Source organism: Moraxella pluranimalium, from assembly GCF_002014825.1.
GTDB lineage: Bacteria > Pseudomonadota > Gammaproteobacteria > Pseudomonadales > Moraxellaceae > Moraxella > Moraxella pluranimalium.
Genome location: NZ_MUYU01000042.1, coordinates 1 through 21795 on the forward strand (window position 1 = coordinate 1; position 21795 = coordinate 21795).

Sequence of the window (21795 nt, forward strand, 5' to 3'; positions counted from 1 at the left end):
AAAATAGTTGACCGGTACACTGGCATAGACTGATGAACTTTACCCGTACTAAGTTCGTCAATGCTGATAATACATCAGATGCAACCAAGAAGCTTGTGACTAAGCTTGTACAAGTAGATGCTGCTGTACGCTTACAGGAAGTCAATAAAGCAGATCAGATCTGGAATATGACTTACGGTAAGGCAATGGATCTGGCTAATAAAGCCAATGATGCAGCATGGAAATTGGGTTCTAAAGCACTCATCAAAACAGCTGATCGTGTGGTAAGTGATGGGAAAGATACCAAGCTATCCAAGACACTAGAAGCCGCTAAGAATGTACATCAGTACCTTGGTAAGCTAAATAACCATGAACCTTTACACGATACTGAATTTACACAGTTTGCTAAGGAGCATGGTATTACGGATAAGAGTCTTGAGCTTACCCATGCAGATGCTGCTAAATTTGGATTAAACAGTGCTGTTGAAGGGATGCTTGCTGTAACAGGGGGTGATAGACAACTAACTTATGGCGGTAATCAGAAGCTTAAGAGTCTGACTCGGGGTATCCTGAAAGAGCTAGCTAATGAGATGCTGGGTGCACGAGGCGTAGGTCTTGTGGTACAAAAAGTAGGCATGCTTGCTAATGCTATTTCACAACAACGAGCTGATCGTAAGAAACAAACACTTCAGATGTTTGAAGGGCTCATGAAAAATCCTGAGTCATTTACCAATGAAGTGAAGACTACCATCACTCGTAGTATCTTGATGTCAGATGCTTCAGCACTGCTTAATCATCATTCAATGGATGATACCTTGGCTTTAATCACAAGCCATAGTAAACGACAAGCTCGCTATGCTAACCTTGAAAAGCAGCTGTCTAAGCTTGTGAAAAATCCAGAAGAGCTAAACCATATGCTAATCCAAATCAAAAAGCTGGGTTATTACATGGTACATGAAACCACAGTGGAAGATATGGTGAAATCATCTGAGATGATTGCAACAAGTACCAGTACTCGCTGGAGTGTACCATATGATCAGATGAACCAAGAAGTCTATCAGATCGTAGATGAAATGGTAACGTTATATGCACTAAGCAGTGTAGATGCTAAGTACTCACGCAGTATGCCTAAGATGATTGAGAATGAACGACAATTGATTGAAGGTATCTTGAATACACATAAATCATTGGTTGAACAATCCAAAGAGGACTTCAAAGATAACCCATTGAACTATAACAAAGGCTATCTACCTGCACTGCATGACACCAATGTGGATGTACAGTCTATCACCTTGGATCAATGGGAAGAATATCGTGCTAAAGGCTATAAGATGTATGCAGAAGCTCCTATTGAGCAAGATGAACTGGATACAACTGAGCCTAGACTCTTGGTTTATAATCCAAACCATCATGTCTCTCGCTATGTTACTGGTGCCCTTGAGATGAAAGATACGCATCATAAAGGCTTTGCAGTACTTAACTACAAGACCCATGGTAGAGAGTTGACAGAAGTTGGTATCAAGCGTATGGCTCGTATCCATGAAACAGCTAAGACAATCAATGCTAAAGATTACAATCCAGCAGATTATGCAGGTAGTAACTTGATCATGGTTGTAGGTACAGATAACTTGATTACCCACTATCAGTATGAGATGACAGGTAAACTGCGTGATGAATTACTGGTACGTAATCTGGCATTTGATGATGTCTTGGCTACAATGGATGCTAACTTATATGCTAAGCCAGAGTTGAAAGAGACTCAACGAAACTTGGCTAAAGTGTTGATTGAAGATGCGAATAACCCAGTATCAGGTTATAAGAAGCAACCATCACAGTACACTAAGCTACATCCTGAAAGCCAAGATCCACGAGTACAAGAGATGCTGCGTATGATGCCTTATGAGTTCCGTCATGAGATGGAATTAGCCTTTGGTAAGGGTAAGCCAATGTATGTCAGAACTTCTGTATTCAATGCTGTCTTTGGCTTTAGAAAGTACAGTATCGCTGAAGCTTTTGATAAAGAAGCTGATGATAAGAACGTACTTGAGAAGATGCTAACTGGCTTGTATCGTAGTTTACTTAAAGATGAAGATGAAGCAGTCAATACAGCAGCAATGCATCAGCGTATCATTGAAGCCATCGTAACGGATATGAAAGACTATATCGTTATTCGTTCAGGTAAAGTACTGCTTGGTAATATCGTAGCTAACTTGTTCTTACTGTTGGCTGAAGGATTAACACCACGAGAGATTGTTGGTCATACTATCTATGCATGGAAAGAAGGTAAAGCTTACCGTACTATGCAAGCTGAGTTGATTGCGGCTCAAATGGATATTCGTGCTAATCCAAATGACAAAGCCAAAGTAAAACAATTAACTGCTAAGATCCACAGCTTACAACGATCTATGGAAGCCAATGGTATGCATGAATATATGCAACGTGGTTTGATGAGTACGATTGTTGAAGATATTGATATGGGTTCTGAGACAGTGATGTTCAGAAACAAAGAGCAAAGAGCTTGGGATAGTGTGACAGAAAAAGTACCACAACCTGCTTGCAAAATCCACACCCTCCTGACCACCTATTCCAGTCTAAAATGGACACCAATTCCAATTTAAAATGACCAGTCATTCCGGTGAATGCTGGTCATTTTAGCTAAGTCTTGATGATTATTGTAGTGTTAATTTATTGTGTGCGCTAATTTCTTCCGCATAGATTCGCCTGCCAGTGCAAGCGGGTATGCTCGGTGAATGATGCGATCAAGCACAGCGTCAGCAATGGTTGCTTCAGGAAATAATCCATGCCAAGCTGCGACAGGGTATTGGCTAGTAATTAGCAAACCACCAACACTGGATTGCTTATCAATAATATCAAGCAACACAGGACAGATCTGCGGTAGTAATTCACCAATGCCAAAGTCATCAATGATTAACAAATCCACCTTGCAGTATTTTTGCTTAACCTTAGCAATACTGCCATCAGCTATTGATAAGATAATATCTTCGTATAAATCAGCAGCTTGAACAAACATCACTTTTCTTAAGTTGCGACAAGCGTAATTGCCGAGCGCACAAGCCAACCAAGTCTTACCAGTTCCTGTCGCACCCGTAATAATGACACTTCGATGCCTATCTATCCATTCGCATTCTAAAACTGGCGAGAGACTGTCTGGACTGAGGCGCCTGCTATTATAGTCTATGTCTTCAACTCTAGCTTTGCTATAGCGAAACTTGGCATTTTTAATCAATTTATTGATGTGATTATTGTGCCGACCATTGATTTCATGTTCAAGCATACCTTCAATCAGCTTTGTCGTGCTTGTCTGTGGATTGCTTGGTGCCAGATAATGCGCCTCATAATAGTTGGCAGCATGGCTAAGTTTTAGTTGTTTGAGTTTTAGGATAATGGTATTGATTGTCATGTTTAATCTCCTAGCTTGCATTTTGGTTGATTTCATTGGCGTAATAATTTGAGCCACGAATGTTTTCATGCAGTTGGTTTGAGGTGAATACAACATCCAAATCTTCCATGCTTGGCATGATTAGATGCTCTGTCTTTTGGTAAACTTTATTTTTAAATACCGAAATGATGCGGTCAACTGCACAGATATTGAGCCTTTGCGCATAGTCAAAGCCTTGCTCTATCTGCATATTCGGCACTTTATGCTCAAGCAAATATCGCTTTAACTGATTGAGCTTTTTAAGATTATTGGCATAGCCGGATTTGTTTTGCATAATCTTTTGAACCATATGAGCGGTTTGTTTGCCAATATTTTGTGCCCAAGCCAGTAATTTATCTGGCTGCATTTCATCTTGCAGCTGATGATTTCTTGGCATATGCTCATGTAAAATGCTACTACCTGTGGTAATGTGTTGATGTTCAGCGATGAGTTCTCGGTGTAGATACACCAATACTTTGTTATCTGTGAGTTTGACATCTACACGCTGACCTATAAACTGATATGGGACAGAATAACTGGCATGTTCCAAAGTAATCATATAAAACTCGGTAACTTTAAGATTATAGAACCATTGGCATATTTCATACGCCTTGGCAGGCAACGGATTTAAAAACTGCTCATCAGTCTTGCTAAAACAAACATATCGACTCTCTGGGTAGCGTTTTGTTGTTTTGGTATTTAATTTGAAAAGCTCTTGTGAGAGTGTATGGTTTAGTTCATCCAAACTAAAAAACCGATGATTTCTTAATTTAGCCAAAATGCCCATCTGAACAATTCGCACCGCCAGTTCTGCCATTGATTTGTCTTTTGGCTTGCGAGGTCGTGAGGGTGTAATAATAATGTCATAGTGATCTGCAAGTTCGCTATATGAGGGATTGATTTGAATACCTGTTGAATTATGGCTAATCACCGCAGATTTTAAGTTGTCTGTGACCAGCTTGAGTGGCACACCGCCAAAATACTCAAACATACGGATATGGCATAGCTGCCAGTCTTCTGCCTTTTGAGATGAGACGGCAGTACAATAGATATACCCAGATGCAGGCAGTATGGCAACAAAAATCTCAGCTTCAACAATCACTGTGCCTGTGCGCTCATTATAAATAGGCACTTTGCGACCACAGAAGTCCACTTGCACCATTTCGCCAGCCTTATAGATCTGTCGCTTACTCGGGCGGGAGGTTTTCTTGTATTTACGATATTGTTCACAAAACTGTGAATAGCCAATGCCATCAGGATGTAGTGTTTTAAATTCTTGCCATAATAACTCAAGTGTCATGTCAGGGCGTGACATCTCTTTATCAATGTATGCCCAATCAGGATGTGTTTTGATGGATTTGATTTTGTGTGGGTTGTATACCTTGACCAAGCCCAAAAGCCTTCGCATTTCAACATCATTTGTTGCCAGTATTTCATCAATGCCAAGCATGCAGTTTTGATTGAGCTTGCGTATTTTGGCGACTGTGGTTGGTGAGATGCTTAGATGGCGAGCGATGGCTCGGTTGCTTAAGCCCTGATCGATTTGCTTTAGTGCAGCACGGATGGTTTTATTATCTATGTTCATGAGAAATCCTCAATATATTTTATAATTAAAATTCTTTTTGAGGATTGCAAAGCCCTATAGCACTTGACAAATCAAGTACCAGCAGGGATAATAAGATGTCGGGTTTGGTTAACGACATCTTTATTGAAGCACTATCAATTGGCGTTGATAGTGCTTTTTCATTGCAATCGCATTATTATTGGCATCTGTATTAGCTAAGGCCAGTGCATTATCCACTCCTTAATATCGTTTTGGTTGGTAAAATCAGTAAAAAAGACACGCAAAAAGCGTGTCTTGGTTTATAAAGACAAGTGTTGTATTGATGCACCCAGCTGGGTGTCACAAACTGTTTTTGTGGTCTCGCGACGTTTTTTCTCTTCATTGATAAGTTTGGAGATAAAGCCTGAGAGCGACTGAAAATCCTGTGACGCTTGCTGTCTAGCCCATTCTTTGAGATCGCTGGGTAGTTTCACATTGGTTTGAGAAATATGATTTCTGTGTTGAGCAGGCATTTCACACCATCCTTATAAAATAAAAATTAAGTTTAGCGTTATAATAATCACAAATAAATTGAAAGTCAAATACTTTTGTACCATTCTATACCATTAGAACTTTTAAATATACCACATTATACCAAATAATCGACCAAAAAGTACACAATGTATCCCTTGCCAATTAAAAAACCCATGATTTTTCTATATAATACCGAATAACAACCAAATCGCATTACCCACGGAGTTACTCATTATGGCTGGAGATATCCAAGTTAATTTGCGCATCCCGCCTGACCTTAAACAAAAACTGCAGGAGCAAGCACAGTTTCATGGCCGTTCTTTAAATCTTGAAATGAACTATCGCTTGGTCAACTCATTCTCCACACCCAATGACAGCTATGCAGACATCATGCAAAAGCTAGATGAGATTGTTGCTCGCCATCATAAAACCAAGCGATTGGGTGCAGTTCAAGAACGATTAAACACAGCCTTATTTGAATTGAGCAAGGTGCCAATGGTGCGACAGCTATCACCTGCGCGTATCGCTTATGATTTGGGTTATGAAAGAGCTGATGAAGTGATTCGTTGGTTTGATGGTGATCTTGAACCAACTTTTATGCAGCTTAAACAACTGGCGGACTATCTAGGATGCGATGCCCAATGGCTAATGTTTGATGAAAAACAGCCTTATCCAATCAAAAACCAAGACATGAGCCGTTTTGATACCGTCCAGTCTATTGTGGAGTTTTGTTTTGAGCCGGAAGCAGGGTTTGATGCAGTTCAAAAGGTATTTTTTATTCGAAATGACAGTACTACTGGTGATGTATTGATCATCAAGCAGTTTAGTCACAAGCATGCCCAGGTGTACACTACCAATATCCATCTTAGCAATGTGGTTGGTGCTACAGGTGCTAGAATACAAGCTTTGTTTGTGTTGGCACTCAAAGATATTTGTAAACATGGTGAGTATAAACACCAAGCCATAAGCTACTTATTTGACGCAGCCGTCTGTGAACAGCTAAAACAAGGTATAGAGCATCCACTCAAGCTGACTGCACGAGCAACCTTTACTCCGTGGATGGATGACATCTGGGATCGACATACATTTGATAAACAAGGTGCGGATTACTACTGGCACGGCTATCGGGATGTCTGCTTTAGAGTGCAGGCATATATCAATAAAGATCCCAAGCTAAGAGACATGTATCCCTAAACCGCTTGATCAAGAACAAAAACCACCATCGAAAAGATGGTGGTGGGGTTGGGGTGGGTTGGCTTTATGTCTTAGCACAAACTACAGACCTTTGCTTTGCTGGTGCATGGGTGCGGAATATGCTTTATGCTGACACATATGATTAATGTCTGTCATTGGCTATTGCATTAACTAGAATGCGGATATCCATCAGGGGTGATGAGAGTTTGAAGTGGGTAGGGGTGCAATACGCCAGTGAAATGGTTTAGATTGGTGGTGCGCTGTGCGCACCCTACTGTACTGATGGGCGATCTGTTCAGGGGTATTGGCATAAGCTGAACAGCATAAAGTCAAAGAGACGGCTAGTGCCAATCGTGTTGGTAAGGATGCAATGCTGTAAGATGCGTGGTTGGTGTGAGTCATGGCGTATCTCTTTTTTGGGTTTGGAGGTAGGGTTAGCCTTTAAGGGTTTAGCAAATCAAAATCAAACAATTCAATGGGTTATGCCATAAATGCTGGGTTACGCTGTCGCTAACCCAGCCTACGGGCTTCTCAGGTTGCGATTGGAAAATAATATATTCAATGACTTGCACCACTATCACTAGCCTGGTCGATTGGACTAAATATATTTTTCACGCCATAGTTCTCCATATGCAATATTATATCAATAATCAAATCTCTATCAATGTTGATCTTGTTAAAATTTAACCATTGTAATTCTATTTTGGAAAAATCTATATGCTTATAATAACCCCCTGAAATAATATCAAAAAACCCATCTAAATCAGAACCCAGATAACCACCAACCCCCAAAAAGGCCTCACTTAATGAACATAAAAAATCCCATTGATTATTTATATATTGACAATCTACAACAATACTCTTTTGGAGTGGAATATCTTTATTCAAGGAATAAAGATAGGAAAATCTGAGCCATTTTTGCTTATATGCATTAGACATGTATACCCAATGGAGTTTGTTAATATTACTATTAATAATGTTTTTTATCCAGAGTATCTCAAGCCAAGTGAACTCATCTTGGAAACTATAATCGGTAATATAAAAGCAATTATTATTAAAATAATAATCATAAATAAATAGTGAGAAATAACTAACACTACCAACGATTTCAAGTTTATAAAAATCACTGTTTAAGTAATCAATATTAACTGTAGTTTTTTCAATTTCTATTAATAGTGTGTTGCCATTAATTTGTATGTTTCTGATAGGAGTTTTAAATTCAGATTTATTACTAAGTAATTTTAAGTACATATCTATCTCACTGGTTTGGTCAACACTCCACCATCAGGATACCAAGGAGCAGGGAAAGGTCGTATATTATTGTAGTTATGATCAATAACATATCCCATCCTTCCATTGGGCATTTTTAATATTCTATGATGCCTACCCTCAGAGTTTGGAACCAACCATTCAGTTGCACCTTTCCAATTTGGATTCTCCCTTCCTTGATAAATTTTTTGTATGCCATTTCTATCAAGATTAGGAGTTTCTTTACCAGATATCACATCCTCATATGCAGACCTTAAACCTTTTATATGAATCGGGTTTGGTGATGATAATTTTGGAGAGCTTGCATTATTTGATTTCGCAGTTGTAGCGTGCCCAGTGGTTTTAACACTTGCGTGATTACCACCCCTAACCGACTGTCTCGAAACCGCATTATAAGCTTCTACAACAGAACCTGCAATTTGATGACCTGCAACAGTTACAGCAGCCATTGCTCCATGAGTATAAGTAATAAGCGAGCTTTCCAATTGATATAAATACTCAGGAGTACCCGCATATTCAATCATATACCGATATTTTTGAGATCTCAAATGATTACGACAGGCATTATCTTTACACTGGCGATTATAATGCTCAATAATTTTTGTAACGCCTTTTTCCCACTCGGCTATTTCTTGAGAAGTCATGCCAGCATGTTCATAGCTGATATATTTCCATTGATGTATGATTGAATTACAAGCCGCAGAAGGTTCAGGGGAGCAAAATTTAGTGTATTGTAGGTGAAAGCTTTCTATGTCAACAGGTTTTAATAAAGCATTATTCTCCACCGCCTCCCCGGCACTGCCTACTGCCGTATCTACATCAAACCCATACAGTAGAGCTACAGAGCCTGCAGTAAGTTTGGCGGTGTTTAGGATTTTTTGTGTCTCTTCGTCACTTAGGATAAGGATTTTTTCACCATCATCCATGGTGACTTCATATTTATTAGCCATCCAGTCACCCACCATTTCACCGATAATAGCACCAACGGCGGCAGACTCGCAAGACTCGTCTTTTGCCTTGGCGGCGACACAACCTGTTAGACCTGCGGCAAGCTTATGAACTGCGTTGGAGATGTGTTGTGTATCATTGTTATTGAGTGGCTTGACACCGTTTTGATATACGCTTGCGGCTGCAGCATCTACCAATTGGTTTGTCAGATGGTTTTTTAGGCTATCCTCAAGGCTTGTGCCATGCATTAGGCTTTCTGTTAGAGCATGACCTGTACCCTGAATCACCCCTCGTGCCAGCTTGTCATCAAACCCTGCACTGGCTGAAATGTCAATATTGGTTGTATTGACGATGATTTGGTCTAGGCTCGCTGTTACACCTGCGGTAATGGCGGCTTGAGCCATGCTTTTAACCGTATCAGATTTGCCCAGATCTTTTAGAGTTTGTGCAACATTCCCTTTGTTATTAATCAAAGTAACGCTAGCTTGAGACGCAAGAGAGCTAAACGCAGCGTTTGCCATTGCTGTGGTGGCAGCGCCTGTTGTGCCTAGCAAACCTGCACCAACACCACTCGTGGCAATACCAACTGCAATAGAAATTAAAGCCGCTGCTGCAGGCGTCAATCCCTCTTGTTCATAATCCCAGCTGTCTTCTGCTAAGATAATCTCTTGCCAAGTAGCGTCTTGTTTATCAATAAACTGGTTTAAGTAGCTGTACTCAGGCTGTTGTATGAGTGTGTCAATTTGTTCTTGTAGGGTGATACCTGCCTTTTGCTCTTGTTGAGAGATGGGGATTTGTATCTCTACGCCATCTAAGGCGATGATGGTAGGTTTGTTATTGCCTACAAAGCTTGGTAGTGTGGCAGTTTGCTTAATGCTACCACTATCCTCAGCCTTTTGCCATACGACATAGTTATCATTACTAGTGATATGCTCAGATGTGCCTGAGATGGCGGCTTGTAGGTATAGCTTACCACCACTAGCCACAGTCGCATTGTCAGAATAATGAAACTGTGTACCCTCTAGTAGCGTTGAACCCGTTGATTGAGTTGCAATATTTTTGGCTTGCAAGGTAGTGGTGATGGCATCTACCCGCTCATGAGCGTGAGTATAGTCACCTTTATCAACGGTTGCCCCAAGCCATTTGCTGTTTTCACTGCTACTGGTTTTGGTGGATAGAGTATCTTTGGCGGCATCCATGATTAGATGACCACCTGTCTCAATACGGATTGTTTCAGTAGCCTTAGCCTCTACACCAGTTAGCTGTGTATTGCCGCCTGATTTGATGAGAATATTTTCACCACCCACCATACTTTGAATGCTGGCATTGCTATCCATCTGATAGGCAGTTTGGGTGGTCTTTTTGCTAACAAGTCCTTTGTCGGTGAATTTACTTGCGGTATCCAGGCTTTGGGTAGCACGGCCTTCGGTGATGCTGATATCGCCTGTGGCAATCAGTGCTGTGGCGCCAGTGGCATTTAGATGCGAGCCTTGGATGTTGATACCAGCCCCTTTGCCTGTTGTGGCTATCGTTAAGTTGCCAGCACTTGTGATAGTTGAACCCACATCGGTGCTTTGGCTGTAGTTAAAGTAGTTATTGGGATCAGCGACAGCACTGATGTGATTGCTTGTGGTAAGGGCTGTGATGTTGATGCCGTTTTGGGCGGTGATTTGGGTATTACCGCCGCTATGGATATTGCTACCTTGGTTTAGAACATAGTTACCCGCTTGGACGCTAAGCGTGGTTAATGGATTGCCATTGTCATCTGTTTGGTCTTTTAATCCATCTCCCACACGGATGGTGGCGATGCGTGTGATGGCGGTGTTGGATGAAGAACTTTGCCCTTGTTTGTTGTGATGGGTAGTAGTTTGGCTTTGGTTGATGATGTTATTGCCAGCACTTAGTGTCATGGCAGTATTGGCAGCAAGCGTCCCGCCTAAATTATTAATATCTTTGGCAGCGGTGATGGCAACAAATTCACCTTGGATACGATTGGTATTGGTGATGGTGTTGGCAGCAATATTGGCAGCGTTATGGGCGACAAGATTGCCATTGTTATCCAAATTGCCAGTCAGCTGTAAATCCATGTTTTTAGCAGAAATGGCAGCATATCTACCATCAGGGGTGAGTGTGCCTGTAGCGATGTTGGCAGAACGCAGATATAGCTTAGGCACTAAGGCATCTTGGGTTTTGGTGATGCTATTGCCATCTTTGTCTTTGGTGGTATAGGTAATGGACTGTTTAACCAGCCAAACGATGTCGGTGGTTAAGTTTGCCATTTGCTCGGCAGTGAGTGCGGTGCCAAGCGTGTAGCCGAACTGTTTGGCTGCCGTGATGCCATTATCCATCAAGGTTTTATAGGCTTCTTCGTTACTGCTGTAATCGGTATTGATGTGTCTGCCTGTCAGTAGATAATACTGATCTTTAATACGCTCTTGTTCACCATAGCCGTCAGATAGGCGCTTGTGGATGTGATTTGGGTCTGATTGTAGGGCTTTTAGCATATAATCAGACGATAGCCACTGTTTGTAATCAGTGAATGCAGGGTCAGTTTGAACCAGTGGCAGATTGGGGTCGTCAGCGTTGATAATGTACAAAGCTGAACTAGGGATAGTTAGCTGTGATAAGTCAGCACTGATCACAGAGGCTTGTTTGGCATCAACGCTTTGAGACAATGCTTTGGTCAACTCTGATAAGATTGCTTCATCAACAGCTTGCCCTTGCTCTTTGGCAGCAAGTAGCTTTGATAGCTGCTGCTTGGCATCAAGGGATAAGGCAGCTTGATTGGCTTTTAAAGCAGCAAGCACCGTCTCTACATCACCACCGGCTAGGGCTGATTGGTCAATTGTCATGACCGATGGGGTTTTGTTTATGGTGGCGTTTAAGATGGGGAGCTCATACGTCGCTAGTGGTGCAAAGGATTGTGTAAATGCGCCACTACCAATATCCACACGCTTGTGTCTGCGACCTCCCAAACCTGATGGTTCAACCGTACGACTGACATATCGACCATTTTCAGTGACTTTGGTTTTTTCACCATACAAGCCATTGTCAGGTGTTTGAATGACAGTATCACCAATCACTGCAAAGCCTGCGCCTGCATTCATTTGGCTTTTATCGTTAATTAAGGTATCGCCATGTATGACAAGATTTTGTCCTGCTACCATACGAGCAGGGTCAGAAGCTAGGGTTTTATCTTCATAGACGACAAAGTCCACGGTGATTTCGTCAATCTCTTCACCAACACGCTGGTAGCTCCCGTTTGCTTGCTTAACGTATAAAGCGCCAGTCGGTGCGCCTTTACGGCTGGTTGGGCCTAAATACGCTTCATCGGTGGTGTAGATATTTAGGGCTAAATCAACATCGCTTTTATTTGTGGTAAATTGGCGATTATATTCCCTGATAGCCAGTTCTAATGATTCAATGGCAGCGGCATTATCCTCTTCCCATTTTAATAAAGGACCCATGACTTTGGTGTAATTCGCCAGCTCTTTGTTGTACTGTGTACAAGCTTGGTTGCTTGCCTCTGCCAACGCACAGCTTTCAGCGGTTTCATTCTTTGGTAGCTCAGGCTCATCCAATAAATCTTTGGCTTTGATGTCTGGAACAGGCTGTTTGGGTGCATCAATCTTAAAGTATGACCAAATTGTAGAGTCATAATCATAATTGACAATGCACTCACTACCTTCAGGGCAGTCAAATAAACCCGCCATTGGCTTGTTACCCAAATCAGCGGTATTGGTGCTTTTTTGGATAGCGGGTGCTGCCCCTGACTGCTCACGGTTACGATAAAGCGTTTGGTTGCGGGCAGATTCTGCCACCACTTCAACCGTATGCTTTTTAAAGTCAGCATTGGTGTTTAGCAAGGTTTTGGTGTCAACCTGCATCTGTCCTGCTGATTCAATCGTCGCACCTTTATTGACCACTGTCTGTGCTTTGCCTGTGGACTGATGATTGTCGTCTAGACTACCGCCAATGTGCAGACTGCCAAGACTTGTGATTAACGCTTGATTGTCGAAATCTTCGTTGAATTTGCCTGCTCTGTCAGGGTTGGGGTTGTTGTTTAGGGTGTTAACACCAATGTCCAGACGCTCTCTTGCGGCAATCACAGGGGCGGTATGATGGTCATTTTCTTGATTGGTTTGCTGATTGGCAGCTTTTGCTGGGGTATTATTCAGCGTATCAGCCTGTATCGCAAGCTGTGTGCCATAGATACGACCACCAGCCAAGTTGTTGATGGTGTTTGCGGCTTTAACAATGGTTGTATCACCATTAATTAAGCCTTGGTTTGTGATGTTTGTTTGGCTATGTAGCGTGGTGTTGCTACTTGTAATGGTGGCATCTTGGTGGTTGTGGATGCTGGCTGCTGTGAGTGTGAGGCTATCTGTTGCCCCAAAGCTGTGCTGATTGCTAAAGTTGCCTTGAGTGGTGAATGTCAGCGTATCAGCAGTTAAGGTATCATCACTGGTGTGTGTATAATCCTTAGTTTGGCTGATGGTCATTTCTTTGGCGGTGATCACCCCACCATTTTGTAAAGATTCAGTATGGATATCTACGGTTTTAGCTGTTAGATTACCTGCTTGATTGCTCAAAACGCCTTGGGTATTGTTGATGCGGATGTTTTGTGCAGCCAAGCTTGTGGCATTATGATGAGTGATATCGCCTTGAGAGTCATAGCTGATGCTGTCTGCTTCATTGTGTGAGTCAGTCAAATCAAGCGTGGCAGCGGTGGCGCTTAATTGATTAGCTGCCAAGGCTTTACCATGATGGCTAAGGCGTCCTTGGCTGTTTAGTGTCAAATCCGTACCTGCATACAGACTGCCTGTCGCACGGTTGTTCAGTGCATCCTTAGCATGAATACTGGTTGCTTCTTGACTGCTGATGCTACCGCTATTGTTGATGGTATTAGCATCTACAGTTAAGGTTTTGGTGCTGATTTGTCCTGTATTATCCAACGTGTTAGCACTGATGGCCAAAGCACCCAGTGTGGTAATGGTGGCAGCTTGTGTATCGGCATTGGTATTACTTAAATTGCCAGTTAATGTAATACGGCTTTGTGCTGTTTCATCGGTGGCAAATACGCTGCCTTGATGGTTGTTAAGTGCTTTGGCATCAATAGTAAAGCCACTTGCTTGAATGATGCCTTGGTGGTTATTGATGTCCTCTTGAGTGCTTAAAGACTGATTGGCGGTGCTAAGTAGTTTGCCTTGGTGGTTATTGATGCTTTGAGCAGCGATTGCTAAAGCATCTGCTTGAATGATGCCTTGGCTGTTATTAATATCTGTAGCCACCGTAAGACTTTGATTGCCAGTGCTAAGTAGCTTGCCTTGATGGTTGCCTAGATGCTGCGTACTCACAGTAAGCGTACTGCCTGTATGTGCAATACTGCCTTGCTGGTTGTTTAAAGCGGCTGTACCTGTATTGATGTCAAGTACTTGGCTGTTACTGCTGATATTACCTTGGCTGTTGTCCAGACCTTGATTGAAGCTCAATGTCAGTGCCTGTGTACCGCTATGGCTGATATTGCCTTGATGGTTGATGAGTTTGCTGCCATCGATCATTAGTTGTTTGGCGGACAATTGGCCTTGGGTGTTATTGAGCTGACCAGGTGTGCTGATGTGTAGTGTATCAGCAGCAATGGCGGTAGCATTGGTGGTATTGACATCCGTTTGGCTATTTAGGTTGATATTGACCGCTTCACTATGGCTGTCGCTTAAGTCAAGCATGTTACCTGTCATCACCATCGCTTGGGTGGCAATGTGTGTGCCTGTGCTGACTAGATTGCCTGTGCTTTGGATGCTAAGATTGGCAGGCTGTCCTAATTTGCCTTCACGGTCCATGCCAGCAATGATGCTGCCGGCATGAGTGATGGTATGGGCACGGATGGTGGTATCACCACCGCTGGCAATCAGTCCTGTTTGAGTATTATCCAAGGTGCGTAAGGCAGTCAGGGTAGTGCTTTTACCCCCATAAACCTGACCGCTGTTTGTCAAATCTTGGCTATGGATGGTTAGGTGTTGATTACCAAAGATATTGCCATCATGATTGCTCAATGCCGTCCCAACGCTCACTGTGGTATTAGCTTGTGCAGAGATGACGCCTTTATCATTAGTTAACTTATCTTTGCTGGCAATAGATACATTGCCAGTACTCATGATGGCACCAGCCTGATTATTCACACCATCAGCACTGATGGCGGTATCACCACCACTTACAATCACCCCTTGGGTATTATCAAGTACGCCAACAGCAGATAACGCCACAGCATCGGTAGCAGATAATTGACCGCCTGTATTAATCATATCAGAACCACTGTCAATCACCATGCCATCTCTGGCAGTGATACTACCTTGACTGTTATCAAAGCGAGTTAATTGACAGTTGATATCATCTAAGGCGATTTTACTGTCAGTATTGGCAAGGGTGTTGGTATTTAGGCTTTGTACATCAATCGATGCTTGCTTGGTATTACTGGTTTGATTGGCACTGATACCAATATCACCGGTGGCGGTGATGAGTGCTTGACTACCCGTGTTGTGAATACTGCTCGTGGCAGTGATATGGCCACGAGCAGTTGGGACGGGTTTGGTTTGAGTGTTTGCACCAGAGTCACTTAAAGCAGGTGGCTGTAGGCCTGTCCCCACATTACCTGTACTGCCTGCTGTATTATCTGCCAGCTCACTGCTGATACTGCCAGCACTTTGATCACTGCTTGGGGTAGAAGGTGTAGGTACAGTGGTTTGCCCATACAGACTTTGACCGATAACCGCTTTATCAGTGTTGATTAGTGTATCGGTGGTGATATCAAGCTTGCCTGTACCAGTTTGGATCAGCTGACCGGTGTTATTCAGCTTATCCGTATTCACTTGCAAAACACCGCCATAGACACTGCCAAGGTTTTCAATCGCTTGTTTGGCTGCAATCTTGGCAGTTTGAGTGCTGTGAATAATGCCTGTGTTATTAAGACTTGCGGTATTGATGGCAACATCAGCTTGTTCACTTAATAGCGTGCCGTCGTTTTGAGTGGTGTTATCATGGGTGTTGATGGTGATAGCATCTTTGGCTAGGATTTTACCGGTATTAATAAGATTGCCTTGACTATCCAAGGTGAGTGTACCTGCGCCAAGTTGCTGCCCGCTACCTGTGGCTGTGATGACCCCTTGGTTATTGACCCCAAAGCCTTTATCTGTACCAATCAGATGGATTTTACCAGCATACATACCGCCCAAAGATGAGATGTCTAATGCCAGTGTTGGGGCGGTGCCTGTTTGGTTGGTGCTGCTTGAACCATTGTTCTTATGGGTGGCGGTTAGTTGTGTTAAATCGCCATCTTGAAGACTAACACTGTTTTCACCTAGGATAACATCGAGTTGTTTGCCTGCATAAATCTCATCATTGATTTGGGCGGTCTTGGCAATGAGTGCGGCATAATCCGTGCCTTGTAGGTTTAATTTGCCATGAGCGGCAATATGACCTGCGCCAACTTCATAACCGGTCACTTGTCCTTGATTGACCTGGCTGTTTGCTGCTGCCAGATGCACATTGCCAGCATTGATAAACCCAGCACCATTGACCACCAAGCCTGATGGATTGGCAATGATCACATCCGCTTTTTTACCTGCCACTTCAATAAAGCCACCCAAATGGCTTGGATTATTGGAATTGACTTGGTTTAAGATGGTAGAAGCTTCCCCACGAGCCATATAGGGGTTAGCTGCCACAAAGCCTGCGATTTGGGTATTAACAGCTTTTCGGTTGTTATTTAATACAGCGCCTGTACTGCCGACATCAAACTGGCTGTAATGGTTATTGGATAAGCCACGAGCATTGGGCGTGGCGATATTAACAGACACAACACCACTTGCGGTATTTAATACAATCGGCTGTAAGGCTTTATCGGCGGATTTATCTGCAATGATGGTGGTGGGAGTGTTGGCATGGGCTGATTGCAAAGCCATAAGCACTGCAAAGGATAAAAAAGTAATAGAACCAACTACGCTTCGTGTCACAGATTTGCTGCCACCACTTGCACTGCCACAACCAACACTACGAGCATATTCACAAACCGCCATCCAAGTCTGTGTGGATTTGTTAAAGACGGTTTTGTACACATGGTTCATAAAAATTTCCTTTTAAAATAAATAGCAATAATATTGTAACAAATATGTATAAATGTAGCAATGGTAATTTAGATGAGCTTGCAAGATTGTATTTATATAGTTACAATATGTAATATTCTTGAATACGATGCTGGAATGCACCTATGATTAGACCAACAATCCTTGCCGCCACAATTACTGCAATTTTGGTTCATAACACCGTCTCTGCCAACACCACCAACCAAACCCTAATCCAAACCCAAGATGCTCGTAATCAGGCATTACTAGAGCAATTGGTGCCAAATCCAAGCGTGGTGGTGGATGGCATTGGTAGCGGCGTTGATGTCGCTGCTGATACAGCTACTGCTGATACCAGCACCCAAATCCAAGAACAACCCGTAGCAGATAACGCCATTTGCTTTGATATTCATAAGATCGGTTATTCGGTGTTATCCCAAGATGATATTGTCTTTGCAGACAAGCTTGGCTTTGCACTTGTGCCTGAAATCATGGGCGGCAGCAGTGTATTAGGTAAGTGCATGACAGTCACTGACATCAATGCTGTCGCCACTCGTGTGCAAAACCGCTTGATTGAACAAGGTTATGTCACCAGTCGTATTATGGTGGGCGATCAGAATTTGGCAGAGGGTGAGCTAAGATTAACTCTAATCCCTGGTAAGATTGCTCAGGTAGTGGTGAATACAGCGGATAGTAAAGTGCCTGTCTATGTTAAAAACACAGTCAAAGACACAGCCAACCAATCATATCCTGCCATCACTCAGCCTGCTATCTTAGGCACAGCACTCACCACACAACCAGGCAAGCTATTAAACATCCGTGATTTAGAAACCACGCTTGAGAATTTTAAGCGCGTGCCAAGTAGCGACACCAATTTTAAGATTGCACCGTCTGATGAGTTACAAGCGATTGGCAATGATAACCATACGGGTAGCGGCAGTGGTCGTGGTAACGGCATTGGCTTTAGCGATATTTTAATTGATTATACTCAGCATCGCCGTCTTCGTGGCAGTCTAAGCGTCGATGATTCAGGCTCTAAATCCACAGGGAGATATCAAGGCGTAGCCACCTTAAGCGTAGATAATTTGGCAAACTATAATGATTTATTCTATCTTAGCTTTGGGCGAGATTTGGGTAATCAAATCAATGATTATAAAGACTATCCGTCTGATAAGAGCAAAGGCTCTAAGAATTATGGCATTGGCTACGTTCTTCCAATTAAAAATAGTTTATTACAACTAACTGCCAATCGTTACACCTATCATCAAACCGTAGCAGGTAGCACCCAAGATTATATCTATGGCGGTAAATCCAGTGGGTACAACGCTAAGCTGTCTCATCTAATACACAGAGATGCTCATAGCAAAAGCCATGTATATGCTGGCGGTTATGTCAAATCCCAAGAAAGTGATATTGATGGCACAATCATTGATGTACAAACCCGTAAAACCGCAGGTTATTTATTTGGCATCAGCCATGAGACCACATTTGGCAAACAAGCCAATCATAGCCTAAGTACTGATATTTCTTATAAACGTGGTACAGCTGCTTTTAATGCCTTACCTTCACCAGAAGAGCTATTTGATGAAGGTTCAGCCCGTGTTGGCATTTATCAATTAAACGCCAATCTAACAAGCAAATACAACCCAAGCATTAACAACATACCACTACCCATCATCCACAGCACCACACTCAAAGCCCAATACGCCACAGACAGTCTAACACCAGATTTAAAGATGGCCATTGGTGGCAGATACACCGTCAGAGGCTTTGATGGGGAGCGTTCATTATCTGCGGATAATGGCATCTTGGTAAGACAAGACATCAGCTTTTATCCAAGCTTTTTAAATCAGCAAAAAGCAAACAACCAAAACAACTCACAAAACAGCCAATCAAACCATGCCATCTACCTAGGATTGGACGCAGGCTACGTCACCAACCACGACAAAAGCCAAAATGAGCTATTGCTTGGACAGCACTTAGCGGGTGCTGCTATAGGCATCAAAGGACAATACACACCAAATACAAATAACCCCTACCTAAGTTTTAACTATGACATTTTCACCTCAAAAGCAATCAGCGAGCCCAACGGCTTTTCAAACAAAGATTGGGTGAGTGGTGTGAGTTTAGGAATGAGTTTTTAAAAGCAAGTTGACATCAAACCAATCAATCAGAAAACCATCGGTTAAGCAAATTGGCTTGGCTGGTGGTTTTTTTATGGGGTGGTTAAATAAGGGTGGAATATATATACAACTATGTTTTTTTATACAAAAAATTTACCATACCACTCCTCAAGAGACATAGGCTGACATTTTTTATAAATATTTTCTGGATCATCAATCTCATCACATTTTTGACGATAAATGCTTTTAATCTGTTCAATATCCTCTGCTTTATATAATACATAACATATGGAGTGAAAACTATATTTTTCCTGTAAAGGAGATAATATTTCCTTAAAATCATTAATTTTATTTGACAATGTTTTAAAAATTTTATTAAAGGATATTTTATTAAACTTATATTCTGTAAATATTAAATCATTGCCCTCCGTAACAAATACCACATCTACAGAGTTTTTCGAATCCCCTGTTATCGAGCTATAATTAACTTTTAGTTTATCGCCATCTATTATTAAAGGATAATATTTTTGATCCAATACATTTGCATCAGAACTTTGAGTAAAATCTTTATAATCCCTCATAATAGAAATTTTTAAACAGCAATGTATATGTTGTAATGTGAAAGTTAACCCTTCCTTGGAATGAACTTCTGAGGGAAATAAGTCAGAATGCTGAATGAGCTTTAAAGTGTTTTCTTGTGAGAATTTCATGCTTTATCTTCCTCTATCATTGAATCCAACTTTTCAAATGACCGATTAAAACACTCAAAAATATCCCCAATTTTATTTTCTAAATTGATATAATTAAATTTACCAACGTGATTTTCAGATTCTTTTGCAAGAAAAAAGTTCAAGTCATCTAGCAAATCTTCTTTTTCTGCTAAATATCTCAACCCCCTAATCATATCAGGACTATGGGTGGAAATAAAAATATGACATTTTACGTATTTTCTAATGAGAATCAGTACTCTTGCTAATTCAGTGATCCATTGAGGATGTAGATGCACCTCTGGTTCATCCAAAATTAACAATGTATTATCATTAATACTATTATTGTTTAATAAAGCATAAAGAATACTCAAAGATTGAACACCTGTAGCACAATCAATTAAATCTAGTTTCAAACTATCATTTTTCTTAGAAAAAATAATTCGATTGTTGCCATTGATATCAATATCGCCACCAAGAATTTTTAAAATCATATCACAAATTTTTTTATTACCTTCTGGCAATAATTGTTCACTAGACATCTTTTTAACTAATAATTGATTTAATTTATTCCAATGTTCACGCACGGTACTGCTACTTTGGAAAGCCATAGGTGTATCCAAATAAACAACATTTTTAATAAAATATGGATTGGAAATACTGCCTCTTTCTTTATCAATAATTGTAGTACCTTTTTCATACAGCTCAAGCAGAGTAGGTTGTTCATTGGTATGAAATAGCAAAGGTAATCTATCCAATAAATATTTTTTTGGTCGAGTCACAAAAGCTTCTTCATAAATTTTATTTATGATTTTTTCAATATCATTTTTCACAAATTCAAAAAATTCTTGAATTTCGCTAATTTCGTTAGCATTCTTATTCGTAAAACCAAATTCTTCTTTTTGATGTGAAATAATATGCATAATAGAAAAAGAGCTTATCGAAATTTCTTTATTATCTAAATGCAATTCCACTACTTCATCAATTAATTTTTTAATTTTCTCAATTATTTCATTAATATCTTCCTTAGCAAACTTATTATTTAATTTAATAATAGTTAAATCTTCCTCAAGTTTATCAAATTGAGCAAGGTAAGATTTATTCTTATTTTCTGTTAAGTCCTCAAAATAATAATGCATACGAATACCCTGCACGATATAGGAAAGCAATTTATAATATTCTTCTAATCGTTCAAGATTATTAAGTCTAACTATAGGGTAAAAATCATTACTAATTTCAAAAACACTATGTAACATTTTTGAAATTGTACTCTTACCACACCCATTAATACCAGAAACAACAGTTAATCCATTTAATTGAATTTCAGCTGTATCAATTGCTCGATATTGATTAATAACTAATTTCATTGGTTCTGATATCATAAGTTCATATCTCTAATAATTTGAGCCGATATAGGTTAACTAAGCGATGCTGTAGTAGAAATACAAAAGGTAACCGTAGTAAGTTGGGCTGAAACCTCAATGCAATCACCAATTCCTTGTAATGGAAACATATACAAAACAGCAAGAGATTTGCATAGTATTTTTTCAGTATAATGCGGTGATGTTATTCTACCACAAAGTTAGACTAGTGACCGCATATTATCATATTAAATAAACAAAAAGTGTTTTAGTGGTTGAGTGGTTGAGCTATTTGTACCGGTACAATTCCAGAATGGGTAATAAAACTCCACACTTGATATTAACACTTTGGTAGAGATTACAAGGCCTAATCGGTTTATTATCAGTAAATCAAATGAATTTTTTTTGATAATCAGATACAAAGTGGTATGAGTGTTCGCTTAAGGAATGGAAAATGCAATAGGATGAAGTTAAATAATGGGGCTGACGTAGATTAGCACATATGATATACTGCAAATATGAAGCTAACTCGTTGTGAATTAATTAAAAAATTACAGTTAAAATGTACCGGTACAATATTC

General features: G+C 40.9%; 10 protein-coding genes. 3 read left to right on the top strand and 7 right to left on the bottom strand.

Annotated features, from left to right (window positions below; translation table 11 throughout):
- The first annotated feature begins 32 nt into the window (after positions 1–32).
- Entirely contained in the window at positions 33–2597 is a 2565-nt protein-coding gene (locus B0680_RS10515; RefSeq protein WP_078255050.1) for a hypothetical protein, read from the top strand.
- Between the two features lie 62 nt (positions 2598–2659).
- Here B0680_RS10515 and B0680_RS10520 read toward each other — a convergent pair whose 3' ends face one another.
- The 3 genes from B0680_RS10520 to B0680_RS10530 all read right to left on the bottom strand — a co-directional run bounded on the left by B0680_RS10520 (position 2660) and on the right by B0680_RS10530 (position 5494).
- Entirely contained in the window at positions 2660–3400 is a 741-nt protein-coding gene (locus B0680_RS10520; RefSeq protein WP_158078330.1) for an ATP-binding protein, read from the bottom strand.
- 10 nt (positions 3401–3410) lie between these two features.
- Positions 3411–5003: an IS21 family transposase gene (gene istA, locus B0680_RS10525; RefSeq protein WP_078255052.1), complete on the bottom strand. Its 1593-nt coding sequence runs from the start codon at positions 5001–5003 to the stop codon at positions 3411–3413.
- Between the two features lie 278 nt (positions 5004–5281).
- Positions 5282–5494: a hypothetical protein gene (locus B0680_RS10530; RefSeq protein ID WP_078255053.1), complete on the bottom strand. Its 213-nt coding sequence runs from the start codon at positions 5492–5494 to the stop codon at positions 5282–5284.
- A gap of 235 nt (positions 5495–5729) precedes the next feature.
- On the opposite strand from B0680_RS10530, the gene B0680_RS10535 reads away from it, so the two are divergent.
- Positions 5730–6689: an Arc family DNA-binding protein gene (locus B0680_RS10535; RefSeq protein ID WP_078255054.1), complete on the top strand. Its 960-nt coding sequence runs from the start codon at positions 5730–5732 to the stop codon at positions 6687–6689.
- 558 nt (positions 6690–7247) lie between these two features.
- Here the strand turns inward: B0680_RS10535 and B0680_RS10540 are convergent.
- Both B0680_RS10540 and B0680_RS10545 read right to left on the bottom strand, forming a co-directional pair.
- On the bottom strand, positions 7248–7940 hold the full coding sequence (locus tag B0680_RS10540) for a hypothetical protein (RefSeq protein WP_078255055.1): 693 nt from the start codon (positions 7938–7940) through the stop codon (positions 7248–7250).
- 2 nt (positions 7941–7942) lie between these two features.
- Positions 7943–17026 (bottom strand): two-partner secretion domain-containing protein, encoded by a 9084-nt coding sequence (locus B0680_RS10545; protein ID WP_078255056.1) that lies wholly within the window; start codon positions 17024–17026, stop codon positions 7943–7945.
- 143 nt (positions 17027–17169) lie between these two features.
- On the opposite strand from B0680_RS10545, the gene B0680_RS10550 reads away from it, so the two are divergent.
- On the top strand, positions 17170–19167 hold the full coding sequence (locus B0680_RS10550) for a ShlB/FhaC/HecB family hemolysin secretion/activation protein (RefSeq protein ID WP_078255057.1): 1998 nt from the start codon (positions 17170–17172) through the stop codon (positions 19165–19167).
- A 119-nt stretch (positions 19168–19286) separates the two neighbouring features.
- Here the strand turns inward: B0680_RS10550 and B0680_RS10555 are convergent, their stop codons facing one another.
- Both B0680_RS10555 and B0680_RS10560 read right to left on the bottom strand, forming a co-directional pair.
- Complete coding sequence (locus B0680_RS10555) at positions 19287–19856, bottom strand: hypothetical protein (RefSeq protein ID WP_078255058.1); 570 nt, start codon at positions 19854–19856, stop codon at positions 19287–19289.
- On the bottom strand, positions 19853–21220 hold the full coding sequence (locus B0680_RS10560; protein WP_158078331.1) for an AAA family ATPase: 1368 nt from the start codon (positions 21218–21220) through the stop codon (positions 19853–19855). Before B0680_RS10560 ends, B0680_RS10555 begins: the two co-directional genes overlap by 4 nt.
- Positions 21221–21795 lie beyond the last annotated feature (575 nt).